Raw genomic sequence first — 11,224 nt, forward strand, 5'->3', positions numbered from 1 at the left:
GTCCAGACCACGTCGTCGGCGGTGAACGCGTTACCGGAATGGAACTTGACGCCCTTGCGCAGGTGGAAGCGGACGGTCTTGTCGTCGATGCGCTCAAACTTCTCGGCCAGACGCGGCTCGAATTGCAGATCCTGGGTGTAACGCATCAGGGGATCGAACACCAGGTGAGACATCTCCAGGGTCTGACCGGAGAGCTGCTCCTGCGGGTCCAGCGAGGTGGCATCGGAGGCGACGGCCACCTTGATGTCGGCGGCAGAGACGTTAAATGCGAAACCAGCGGCGAACAGCGCCATGGCAATCTTTGATAATCCTTTCTTCATGTCTTTCTCCATGCTTTTGGCTTTTTTATTGATACTATTGATGACAAACAGACCGGCGAGCCGGCGCTTTCCTAACTTGCGATTTCCAGCCCCTCGCGGGACATTCCCTTAAACTCCGGCATCAGCGAGATCAGCTTGCGGCTGTACTCATGCTCGGCATTGGTAAAGAGTTTCTCGGTCTCGGCCACTTCCACCAGATGACCGTGATGCATCACCCCGATGCGATCGCACATCTGGCGAATGACCGGCAAGTCGTGGCTGATGAACAGCATGGTGAGCCCAAGCTCCTGCTGCAAATCCTTGAGCAGGTTGAGGATCTGGGCCTGTACCGAGACATCCAGCGCCGAGGTCGGCTCGTCGCAGATGAGGAAACGCGGCCGGGTCGCCAGGGCACGGGCAATGGAGATGCGCTGGCGCTGACCACCGGAGAACTCGTGGGGATACTTGACTCCGGCACCGCGGCCGAGGCCGACGTGATCGAGCAAGTCGCTCACTATCCCCTGGATCTGGCTCTCGCTGCTGGCGAGTTTATGGAAGCGAATGGGCTCTGCGATGATGTCACGCACCTTCATGCGCGGGTTCATCGAGGAGTAAGGGTTCTGGAACACCATCTGCATCTGGCGGCGCAGCGGGCGACGCTCGTGTTCCCCTTTCAGGGCAGTCAGATCGATCCCCTCGAACACGATTTTGCCGGTATCGGGCGGATAGAGGCCGGTGATGGCGCGGGCTATGGTGGATTTGCCGGAACCCGACTCCCCCACCAGACCGAAGGTCTCCCCTTCGAAGATCTCGAAGCTGACGTTGTTGCAGGCACGCACGTACTGGCGACGGCTCGGGAACAGGGAGTTCTTGGTGACAAACTTCAGATCCACGTTCTCCACCCGCAGCAGCGCCCCTTCATAGCTGCGCTGATCCTGACTCTGGCCGAGCCAGTGGGTCTTGAGGTCGATACTGGTGTCCGGCGCGCTCGCGTCTTCGATATAGGAAACCAGCGGGAAACGCACCAGCTTGACGTCCGAGCGGGGCACCGCCGAGATGAGGCTGCGGGTATAGGGGTGACTGGGGCGACCCAGCACCTGTTCGGTGGTACCGAACTCCACCAGATCGCCGCGATACATCACCGCCACCTTGTCGGTGACGTTGGAGACGACCCCCATGTCGTGGGTCACCAGCATGCAACCCACCTGACGCTCCTTGCACAGGTTGCGGATGAGTTGCAGGATCTGGTCCTGAATGGAGACGTCCAGCGCCGTGGTCGGCTCATCGGCGATGATGAGCTCGGGATCCCCCGACAGGGCGATGGCGATGACCACCCGCTGGCGCATGCCGCCGGAGAATTGATAGGGATATTGCTTGATGCGCAATTCCGGTTGCGGAATGCCGACCGCGCTCATCAGCTCGAGCGCCTTGGCGAAGGCGGCCTCGCGATTGAGGTCGGTATTGGCCAGGATGGTCTCCACCAGCTGCCGCTCAACGGTGAACAGCGGGTTCAGGGAGGTCATGGGATCCTGGAAGATGAAGCCGATACGGGAGCCGCGGATGGCCCGCATCTCGTTCTGGCTCTTGCCGGAGATCAGCTCACCATTGAGGTAGATGTCGCCACGGGCGATGCGACCGGGCGGGCTCAACAGATCGATGACGGCATTGCCGATGGTGGATTTGCCGGCACCTGATTCGCCGACCACCCCGACGATCTCCCCCTTTTCAACAGAAAAAGAGAGATCCTTCACCGCGGCCAGCACCCCATAGCGGGAGGGGTACTCGATCCGCAAGTTTTTCACTTCGAGCAAGGACATGGTTACCTCTGCGGGGGACATCCGTCCCAAATAATTCGTCCGTAAATCAGCCGCAGATGCTGGGTGTGCCTTGAGTCGTTGATATTGAGTGTTTAGCGAGTAAGAAACGCTCAATCCATGAGGCAGCGAAACCAGCAATCCGGGCGGGTTTTTTGCATTTTTTTGGAATAACCCGCGAGTAAGTTAGTCGGTTTGCCCGCGGGTGTAAATGATCCAGTTATACAATTTCGCAATGTTTTGCGCAGATAACGCACACTTCAATGGCGTAAAATGTCGACTAAAATCACATTAGCAGATGTTGTGACGGCAACGCGAGTGGTTACCACATTTAAATTTCAACAATAGCTTAACAAGCAATCAGATCAACTATTCCATTTCGCCTGTCGAGCTTCGAATGAGTAGTGAATATTTATGTAAAATGATTTTTTAACGGCAGCATATCTGGATGAAGGAAAAATAAGCAGAGGTAAATAGGGATAAATCAGAATGATCCGCCAGTGACGGGGGCGGCCATGGGGGGGAGGCAGGGGTAAAATTGCATACAAAACAGTGCAGGTCCGCCAAAAGGTCGGACCTGCACTCCATCCGAGGGAATTATTTTATCCCGCCGGCCAGTCGCTGCATGCAGGACGGGGTGAATAACCCGGCGATCAGACAGCTCGTCGAGCAGGATGTCCAGCCTGCCCGAAGACGGCAGGACTTAGCCTATCCAGCCGGCCAGCAACTGCATGCACAAGAGGGCGAACAGACCCGCGATCAGATCGTCGAGCATGATGCCCAGGCCGCCGTGGATGCGGCGATCGAACCAGGAGATGGGCCAGGGCTTGAGCACATCGAACAGCCGGAACAGCACGAAACCGGCCAGCACCCACTCCCAGCCGGCGGGGGCCGCAATCATGGTCACCCCGAAGCCAATCACCTCGTCCCAGACGATGGCGCCGTGATCCGGCATGCCGATGGCATCGGTGGCACCCTGGCAGATCCAGATCCCCGCCACGAAGCCCAGCGCCAGCAAGGCGACAAACCAGGGGGTAGAAAGGCCGCTCACCAGCAGGTAGAGCGGAATGGCGACTAAGGTCCCCATGGTGCCCGGCGCCTTGGGAGAGAGGCCGGCACCAAAGCCCACCGCCAGCAGGTGGCGCGGGTTCCTCAGGTTCAGCCGTTTCAACTCGGGCTTTATCATAAACAAGCTCATGCGAAGTGATCCCATCCCTTGAGTTCAAGCTCCACCGCTTGCTCGCCCCGCACATAGTCGATGCCGGGCTCGCCAGCCAGGATCCGGCCGATGCGGGTGAACTTGACGCCGCAGTTCGCCAGCGCCGTGTCCAGCGCGCCGTGATGCTCCTGTGGCACGGTGAAGCAGAGCTCGTAGTCATCGCCCCCCGCCAGCGCCAGCTGCCAGGCATCCCGTTCGGGCACCGCATCCTGCAACACGGGGGAGAGCGGCAGCAGACCGAGATCGATCTGCGCCCGCACGCCGGAGGCCTTGAGGATGTGGCCAAGATCCGAGGCCAGACCATCGGAGAGATCCAGCGCACTGCCCGCCAGCCCGCGCAGGGCCTGGCCAGCCAGGATGCGGGGATGGGGGTGATCGAGGCGCGGCAGCACCGCGGCCAGTTGGTTCTCGTTGAGGCTGCGCTTGCCCAGCAGATGGGAGAGCGCCAGGGCGGCGTCCCCCAGGGTGCCGGTCACATAGATGCCGTCGCCGGCCTTGGCGCCGCTGCGCAGCAGGGCGCGCCCGGTCGGCACCGAGCCCTTCACCGAGACGGTGATGGAGAGCGGGCCGCGGGTCATGTCCCCCCCCACCAGGGCCACGTTGTAGTACTCGGCAAGCTCGAGGAAGCCCTCGGCAAAGCCGGCGACCCAGGCCTCGTTGATGGCCGGCAGGGTCAGCGCCATCGAGACCCAGCGCGGCTCTGCCCCCATGGCAGCGAGATCGGACAGATTGACCGCCAGCGCCTTGTAGCCGAGATCCACCGGATCCATGTCGGGAAAGAAATGCACGCCGCTCACCAGGGTATCGGTGCTCACCGCCAGCTGGGTATCGGCAGGCAGGGTCAGCAGGGCGCAGTCATCTCCAGGGCCCATCACCACGTCCTTGCGGGCGTGGGGGACCTTGAAGTACTTCTCAATCAGCTCAAATTCACCCATACAGTAAAAAGCCAGCAATAAGCTGGCTCCTCTCTTAATGCGGATGGACGACGGGATCAACGCTTCGGCAGCGTCTTGATCACCTTGTCCAGTACACCGTTGACAAACTTGTGGCTGTCATCGGCGGCGAAGGCTTTGGCCAGCTCGATCGCTTCGTTGATCACCACGCGCGGCGGCACATCATCACGACGGGTCAGCTCGTAGGTCGCCAGACGCAGGATCGCCTTGTCCACCATGTCCACTTCGTCCAGCGGACGGGAGAGGAAAGGAGAAAACACCTTGTCCAGCTCGCTGCAGTGGAGGGCTACCCCGAACAGCAGATCGCGGAAATAGCTCAGGTCCACACCCTTGGTGTCCTGATCGATCTTGAACTGCTCTTCGATGTCGCCCACGTTAGCCTTGGTCATCTGCCACTGGTAGATGGCCTGGGTGGCGCAATGACGGGCCTTACGGCGCTCAGACGGTTTCAATGTATTATTCCTCAAGCAGTTTCAGTACGTTGATCATTTCGAGCGCACTCAGTGCAGCCTCTGCACCCTTGTTACCCGCCTTGGTACCGGCGCGCTCGATGGCTTGTTCGATGTTTTCGGTGGTCAGCACGCCGAAGGCAACGGGAATTTCATATTCCATCATTACCTGGGCCAGACCCTTGCCGTTCTCGCTCGCCACCAGTTCGAAGTGGTAGGTACCACCACGGATGACGGTGCCGAGGGCGACGATGGCATCGTATTGACCACTCTTGGCCAGCTTCTTGGCCGCCAGGGGGATTTCGACGGCACCCGGCACGCGCACCAGGGTCAGATTGCTGTCCTGCACCTGGCCTTGACGCTTGAGCACGTCCAGCGCACCGTTCACCAGGCTGTCATTGATGAAGCTGTTGAAACGGGCAACGACAATAGCAACACGCGCCTCGGGAGCCGCGATATTTCCTTCGATAATCTTCATTGGAAATCCTGTCTCTGTGCAATCAAAAAGGGCCGGGGTCAAAAGTGCGCACATTCTAGCACAACAGACCCACGACAAAAACCATGCCCGCACAGGGCGAGCATGGTGGCTTGTTCATTCATCCGCAGGGTTTATTCGCCGACGTATTCCACGACCTCGAGACCGAAGCCACCCAGGGCGTGATATTTCTTGGGGGAGCTCAAGAGTCGCATCTTGCCGACTCCCAGGGTCTTGAGGATCTGGGAGCCCACGCCGACCCGGCGCGAGGTACCCTGCCACTTGGCCCCTTCCGGTTGCAGCCCCTTGTCGGCGGCTTCGAACGCCTTGACTCGGGCCAGCAGCTCGCTGCCGCTGGCTTCCGCCCCCAGGATCACCAGCACGCCACCCTCTTGCGCGATGCGCGCCATGGACTTCGGCAGCGGCCAGCTACGGGCGCTGTGACGGTCGGTGTGCAGCAGATCGCTCAGCACGTCGTGCAGATGCACTCGCACCAGGGCCGGCTTGTCGGCCTGGACTCACCCTTCCTCAGGGCGAAGTGCACCTGATTGTCGATGGTGTCGCGGAAGGTGATGAGGTCGAATTCGCCGTACTCGGTGGGCAGCTTGCACTCGGCCACCTTCTCCACCGTGGTCTCGTGCTGATTGCGGTACTCGATGAGATCCGCGATGGTGCCGAGCTTGATGCCGTGCTGCTCCGCGAAGATCTCCAGATCCGGGCGGCGCGCCATGGAGCCGTCTTCGTTGAGGATCTCGACAATGACGGAGGCCGCCTCATAGCCAGCCAACCGGGCCAGATCGCAGCCCGCCTCGGTGTGACCGGCACGGGTCAGCACGCCGCCGTCCTGCGCCATCAGCGGGAAGATGTGGCCGGGCTGCACCAGATCCGCAGCCTTGGCGTTCGGCGCCACGGCGGCCTGCACGGTGACGGCGCGATCGGCGGCGGAGATGCCGGTGGTCACCCCTTCGGCCGCCTCTATGGTGACGGTGAAGGCGGTGGAGAACTGGGCGTTGTTACGGTCTACCATCAGCGGCAGCGCCAGCTGCTTGCAGCGATCCCGGGTCAGGGTCAGGCAGATCAACCCACGGCCGTAACGGGCCATGAAATTGATGTCTTCCGGCCGGACACAGGAGGCGGCCATGATGAGGTCCCCTTCATTCTCCCTGTCTTCGTCATCCATCAGGATCACCATCTTGCCAGCCTTGATATCGGCAATGATTTCCTGGGTTGTGCTCAGCGCCATGGGCTACTCCATCAACATGCTTCGGGGATTGAGCCCGTGGGCTCGACTTGATACTGCGTCATTCCGTCCTAGATGGGGGCGCTGGCCCCCGTTTCAACCCGGGCGGGATCACAGAAAACCGGTTTGGCGGACCACTCAGCCAGGCTATCGGGCTGAGCGGCGGGCCGGGATCCGTCGCGAGCGCTCATCAACAAGGCAAACAACCGCATTTCACTAGCTGTTTATACCAAAAAATAAATATTAAACGGATAATTAAACCACCACATCAATGAATGATGGAATTATTCACCATCACAGGAAACCGGATTGCGCCAGTTTCTCCAGGGTCAGAGACGAGCCCGCGCTCTCCTGTCCCTTGCCCTGCATCAGCCGCTCCAGATAGCGGGCTATCTGATCCACCTCGAGGTTGACCCGATGGCCCGGCTTCCAGCGGGCTATGGTGGTCTCCTGGGCGGTGTGGGGCACTATGGTGAGGCGAAACAGCGAGCCCTGCACGGCGTTGACCGTGAGGCTGATGCCATCCACCGCGATGGAGCCCTTCTCGGCGATGTAGCGGGCGAGCTCGCTAGGCGCTTCAATCCAGTATTCGATGGCGCGGCCACTGCTGGACTTGCTCTTCACCTCGCCGATGCCGTCCACGTGGCCGGAGACCAGGTGGCCGCCGAGGCGCGAGGTCGGCATCAAGGCTTTTTCCAGGTTGACGGGATCGCCGACCTTGGCGCTGGCAAAGCCGGTGCGAGACAGGGTCTCCAGCGACACGTCGGCGGTGTAACGCTGATCACCCAGGGCCACCACCGTCAGGCAGACGCCGTTGGTGGCGATGGAGTCGCCGAGCTTGACGTCGCTAAAGTCGAGGGTCGGCGCGTGCACCGTCAGGGCCATGTCCTCCCCCTGACGACGCAGCTCGGCCAGGGTACCCATGGCTTCGATAATTCCGGTAAACATGCAGATCACCTTGCTGATGACGGGGCCCGCTCAGCCCCGGCCTGTGTTGAATATGGAGAACTGAAGGATCAGCCCCTTTGGCCGTGATGGGAATGGCCTGTGTTCGGCCACCCACCCTAGCGCTTCGGGGCTAAACGATCTTGGCCGTGATGCGAATGTCCTGCCCCACCAGCCGCACATCCTTGAGGTTGAGCTTGGGCGCCTGGAACAGGCGGGTCAACTCGGGCAGGTGGAACAGGCCGCGGCCCTCGTCCCCCAGGAGCTTGGGCGCCTGATAGAGCACCAGCTCATCCACCAGCCCCTTGGTCAACAGGGCGCCGCACAGCGTTGGCCCCGCCTCCACCAGCACGGAGTTGATGTTCCGCTTGGCCAGCAGCATGAACAGGCTCACCAGATCCAGCTTGCCGTCCAGCAGCGGCAACTCCAGCTGCTGCACCCACTCGGGCCAGTCCCCGGCCACCTTGTGACGGGCCAGCAGCACGGGTCCCGTGGTCTGGAACAGCGGCAAGTCAGGGGTCAGCCGGTTCTGCGAGTCGACGATGACCCGCAGCGGCTGGCGCAGGGCCTCCTTGGGATAGACCGCCTTGACCGAGGGGGGCAGCTCGTCCCACCGCACGTTCAGGGAGGCGCCGTCGGTCAGCACCGTCTCGGCGCTGGAGAGCACGGCATCGTGACGGGCACGCAGGCGCTGCACGTCGGCACGGGCAAGGGGACCGGTGATCCACTGGCTCTCACCGCTCGCCATGGCGGTGCGGCCATCGAGACTCGCGCCGAGCTTGACCGTCACCTGGGGGAAGGCGGTGCGCATCCGCTTGAAGAAGCCGGGATTGAGCGCCTCGGCCTCGGCACTGAGCAGGCCGAAGTCCGCCTTGATGCCCGCCTCGGACAGCATGCGCAGACCGCGCCCGCCCACCTGGGGATTGGGATCCACCATGGCGGCGACCACCCGGGTCACCCCGGCCTTGATCAGCGCCTCGGCGCAGGGGGGCGTGCGACCATGGTGGGAGCAAGGCTCCAGGGTCACGTAGGCGGTGGCACCACGGGCCTCTTCCCCGGCGGCGTGCAGGGCATAAACTTCCGCATGGGGTTCGCCGGCACGCTGGTGCCAGCCCTCCCCCACCACCACGCCGGCCTTGACCAGCACGGCGCCGACACAGGGGTTCGGGGCCGTGGTGTAGCGGCCGCGGCGGGCCAGCTCGAGGGCCCGGTTCATCCATTGATAATCGTCTTGACTAAACATCTGGGCTCCCGTTACAGGCGAGAAAATGGGTTATATGGCGCCGGCCTATTTTTCCAGCTTGGCGATCTCTTCACCGCTTCTTGTCAGAACAAGGCGGATATCCTCGAGTCCTGAGGTAGAGAGGGGCGAAGCGGATATTGCCTTGCTCACCCTCGTTACTTCTCCAGCTTGGCGATCTCTTCGCCGAACTCGCGGATGTCTTCGAAGCTGCGATAGACGGAGGCGAAGCGAATATAGGCCACCTTGTCGAGGGTCTTGAGTTCATCCATCACCAGGTTGCCCAGCAGTTGGGAGGCAACCTCGCGCTCGCCGGTGGCGCGCAGGCGGGACTTGATGTGATTGATCCCCTTCTCGATGGCTTCCATGCTCACCGGCCGCTTCTCCAGCGCCCGCAGTATGCCGCCGCGCAGCTTGTCTTCGTTGAAGGGCTCGCGAGAGCCGTTGGACTTGATGATGCGGGGCATCACCAGCTCGGCCATCTCGAAGGTGGTGAAGCGCTCGTGGCAGAGCAGGCACTCGCGGCGTCGGCGCACCTGATGGCCTTCTGCCACCAGACGGGAATCGATCACCTTGGTATCAACAGCACTACAGAAAGGGCAATGCATCGGACCTCCGGCGCAAACTCAGGGCAAGTAAAGGGTCACCTGCCATTGGGGTCAGGATCTTGGCCTGCCAGTGTAACACGGCCACCCAAAACCGGTAAAAGCCCAGAAAAAACAATGCCACCCGTGGGTGGCATCGAGACGACAGGGGGCACAGCCGCTCAATCGTCATAGGGCAAGGTGTCGGGATCGCAGTCCACATAGTCGGGAGCCGGATCTTGTTCAAACTGCACCGCATCGATGTGGGTCGCCCCTTGCATCAGCGCCTTGCTCACCCTGTGCATGCCATCCATCACCCGGCCTTCGCTGTCCAGGATGATGGGATAGGCGAGATCCGCGGCCAGCATCAGCTGGCAGTGCTCGACTATGCTGCGCACCGTGGGCCTCACGCTCCCATGTCCGTACCAGTGCACGCTGTCCAGCTCAGCAATCTGCGAGAGGGGGACAGGGCGCACTGGCAGCTCACGGCTGAGCCTCACCAGCCTGCGCACGTCCCACGCCAGCAGGCCCTCGGGCGCGGGGCGAAAGTGATACTGGGGGCGGATGGACGAGATGAGGTCGTTATCGTTGAGTCTTGTCTGATCGGGCATGAGATCTCCTCTCTATGATCGGCGGTGCACGGCGCCCAAGTGGCGCCGCCATATAAACAACAATGCCACCCGAGGGTGGCATTGTTTTTATACCAGAGTTTCTGGCGTATCAGGCATAAACCGGCAGACGATGGCAGATATCCAGCACTTTCTCACGCACGGTGGCCAGCACTTCGTCGTTGTCGTGGTTATCCAGCACGTCACAGATCCAGCCAGCCAGCTGCTTGCTCTCGGCTTCCTTGAAGCCGCGGCGAGTGATGGCCGGGGTACCCAGACGCACACCAGAGGTGACGAAGGGGGAACGTGGGTCGTTCGGCACCGAGTTCTTGTTGACGGTGATGTTGGCCTTGCCGAGGGCGGCATCGGCTTCTTTACCGGTCAGCTCGCGGCCGATCAGATCCACCAGCATGAGGTGGTTGTCGGTACCGCCGGAGACGATCTTGTAACCACGGCTCAGGAACACCTCGACCATGGCCTTGGCGTTCTTGACGACCTGGGCCTGGTAGGTCTTGAACTCGGGCTCAAGGGCTTCCTTGAAGGCCACGGCCTTGCCGGCGATGACGTGCATCAGCGGGCCGCCCTGGCCACCCGGGAAGACGGCGGAGTTCAGCTTCTTGTAGAGCTCTTCGTCATCGGCGGCGGAGAGGATCAGACCACCGCGCGGACCGGCCAGGGTCTTGTGGGTGGTGGAGGTGACCACGTGAGCGTGGGGCACCGGGTTCGGGTAGACGCCAGCGGCAATCAGACCGGCAACGTGAGCCATGTCGACGAACAGCCAGGCACCGATCTTGTCGGCGATCTCGCGCATGCGGGCCCAGTCAACGATACCGGAGTAGGCGGAGAAGCCACCGATCATCATCTTCGGCTTGTGCTCGACGGCCAGACGTTCCATCTCGTCGTAGTCGATCTTGCCGGATTCATCGATGCCGTAGGGGATGATGTTGTACAGCTTGCCGGAGAAGTTGACCGGGGAGCCGTGGGTCAGGTGACCGCCGTGGGCCAGGTTCATGCCCAGCACGGTGTCGCCCGGCTGCAGCAGGGCCATGTAGACGGCGCTGTTGGCCTGGGAGCCGGAGTGCGGCTGCACGTTGGCGTAAGTGGCACCAAACAGTTCCTTGGCGCGCTCGATGGCCAGGGTCTCAACCACGTCCACATACTCGCAACCTCCGTAGTAACGCTTGGCCGGGTAGCCTTCAGCGTACTTGTTGGTCAGCTGGGAGCCCTGGGCTTCCATGACACGGGGGCTGGTGTAGTTCTCAGACGCGATCAGCTCAATATGCTCTTCCTGACGACGGGTCTCGTCGGTAATGGCCTGCCACAGCTCGGGATCGTAGCCGGCGATGGTCATGTCACGTTTCAACATCCGTTTATCTCCTGAAAATCGTTTGCGCGATA

Annotated in this window: 11 protein-coding genes and 1 pseudogene; all 12 read right to left on the bottom strand. The window is 61.4% G+C overall.

The window, feature by feature from the left end; genetic code table 11:
* Positions 1-320 (bottom strand): ABC transporter substrate-binding protein (locus LG30_RS0119625; RefSeq protein WP_238566463.1); only part of this gene is annotated, 320 nt, incomplete at its 3' end.
* 71 nt (positions 321-391) lie between these two features.
* Positions 392-2,116 (bottom strand): dipeptide ABC transporter ATP-binding protein, encoded by a 1,725-nt coding sequence (locus tag LG30_RS0119630; protein ID WP_033132383.1) that lies wholly within the window; start codon positions 2,114-2,116, stop codon positions 392-394.
* A gap of 700 nt (positions 2,117-2,816) precedes the next feature.
* Positions 2,817-3,311 (bottom strand): phosphatidylglycerophosphatase A family protein, encoded by a 495-nt coding sequence (locus LG30_RS0119635; RefSeq protein ID WP_033132384.1) that lies wholly within the window; start codon positions 3,309-3,311, stop codon positions 2,817-2,819.
* Positions 3,308-4,267, bottom strand: a complete 960-nt coding sequence (gene thiL, locus LG30_RS0119640; protein ID WP_033132385.1) for a thiamine-phosphate kinase — start codon at positions 4,265-4,267, stop codon at positions 3,308-3,310. Before thiL ends, LG30_RS0119635 begins: the two co-directional genes overlap by 4 nt.
* Positions 4,268-4,323: 56 nt before the next feature.
* Entirely contained in the window at positions 4,324-4,737 is a 414-nt protein-coding gene (nusB, locus tag LG30_RS0119645) for a transcription antitermination factor NusB (RefSeq protein WP_033132386.1), read from the bottom strand.
* A 4-nt stretch (positions 4,738-4,741) separates the two neighbouring features.
* Positions 4,742-5,212: a 6,7-dimethyl-8-ribityllumazine synthase gene (ribH, locus tag LG30_RS0119650; protein WP_033132387.1), complete on the bottom strand. Its 471-nt coding sequence runs from the start codon at positions 5,210-5,212 to the stop codon at positions 4,742-4,744.
* A 131-nt stretch (positions 5,213-5,343) separates the two neighbouring features.
* A pseudogene (gene ribBA / locus LG30_RS21070) lies at positions 5,344-6,452 on the bottom strand (bifunctional 3,4-dihydroxy-2-butanone-4-phosphate synthase/GTP cyclohydrolase II).
* Positions 6,453-6,743: 291 nt separating this feature from the next.
* The gene (locus LG30_RS0119660; RefSeq protein ID WP_033132388.1) at positions 6,744-7,397 is read right to left on the bottom strand and encodes a riboflavin synthase; all 654 of its coding nucleotides are present in this window, start codon (positions 7,395-7,397) and stop codon (positions 6,744-6,746) included.
* A 130-nt stretch (positions 7,398-7,527) separates the two neighbouring features.
* Complete coding sequence (ribD, locus tag LG30_RS0119665) at positions 7,528-8,637, bottom strand: bifunctional diaminohydroxyphosphoribosylaminopyrimidine deaminase/5-amino-6-(5-phosphoribosylamino)uracil reductase RibD (protein ID WP_033132389.1); 1,110 nt, start codon at positions 8,635-8,637, stop codon at positions 7,528-7,530.
* 155 nt (positions 8,638-8,792) lie between these two features.
* Positions 8,793-9,242, bottom strand: coding sequence for a transcriptional regulator NrdR (gene nrdR, locus LG30_RS0119670; protein ID WP_033132390.1), 450 nt, complete (start codon positions 9,240-9,242; stop codon positions 8,793-8,795).
* Positions 9,243-9,400: 158 nt separating this feature from the next.
* Entirely contained in the window at positions 9,401-9,829 is a 429-nt protein-coding gene (locus LG30_RS0119675) for a ParB N-terminal domain-containing protein (protein ID WP_033132391.1), read from the bottom strand.
* A gap of 109 nt (positions 9,830-9,938) precedes the next feature.
* On the bottom strand, positions 9,939-11,192 hold the full coding sequence (gene glyA / locus LG30_RS0119680) for a serine hydroxymethyltransferase (RefSeq protein ID WP_033132392.1): 1,254 nt from the start codon (positions 11,190-11,192) through the stop codon (positions 9,939-9,941).
* Positions 11,193-11,224 lie beyond the last annotated feature (32 nt).

Source organism: Aeromonas aquatica (genome assembly GCF_000764655.1).
GTDB lineage: Bacteria > Pseudomonadota > Gammaproteobacteria > Enterobacterales > Aeromonadaceae > Aeromonas > Aeromonas aquatica.

Bases quoted from the DNA above. Each gene is read 5' to 3' on its own strand.
- LG30_RS0119630 (WP_033132383.1), bottom strand. From the start codon at position 2,116: ATGTCCTTGCTCGAAGTGAAAAACTTGCGGATCGAGTACCCCTCCCGC.
- LG30_RS0119635 (WP_033132384.1), bottom strand. From the start codon at position 3,311: ATGAGCTTGTTTATGATAAAGCCCGAGTTGAAACGGCTGAACCTGAGG.
- thiL (WP_033132385.1), bottom strand. From the start codon at position 4,267: ATGGGTGAATTTGAGCTGATTGAGAAGTACTTCAAGGTCCCCCACGCC.
- ribH (WP_033132387.1), bottom strand. From the start codon at position 5,212: ATGAAGATTATCGAAGGAAATATCGCGGCTCCCGAGGCGCGTGTTGCT.
- LG30_RS0119660 (WP_033132388.1), bottom strand. From the start codon at position 7,397: ATGTTTACCGGAATTATCGAAGCCATGGGTACCCTGGCCGAGCTGCGT.
- ribD (WP_033132389.1), bottom strand. From the start codon at position 8,637: ATGTTTAGTCAAGACGATTATCAATGGATGAACCGGGCCCTCGAGCTG.
- nrdR (WP_033132390.1), bottom strand. From the start codon at position 9,242: ATGCATTGCCCTTTCTGTAGTGCTGTTGATACCAAGGTGATCGATTCC.
- LG30_RS0119675 (WP_033132391.1), bottom strand. From the start codon at position 9,829: ATGCCCGATCAGACAAGACTCAACGATAACGACCTCATCTCGTCCATC.
- glyA (WP_033132392.1), bottom strand. From the start codon at position 11,192: ATGTTGAAACGTGACATGACCATCGCCGGCTACGATCCCGAGCTGTGG.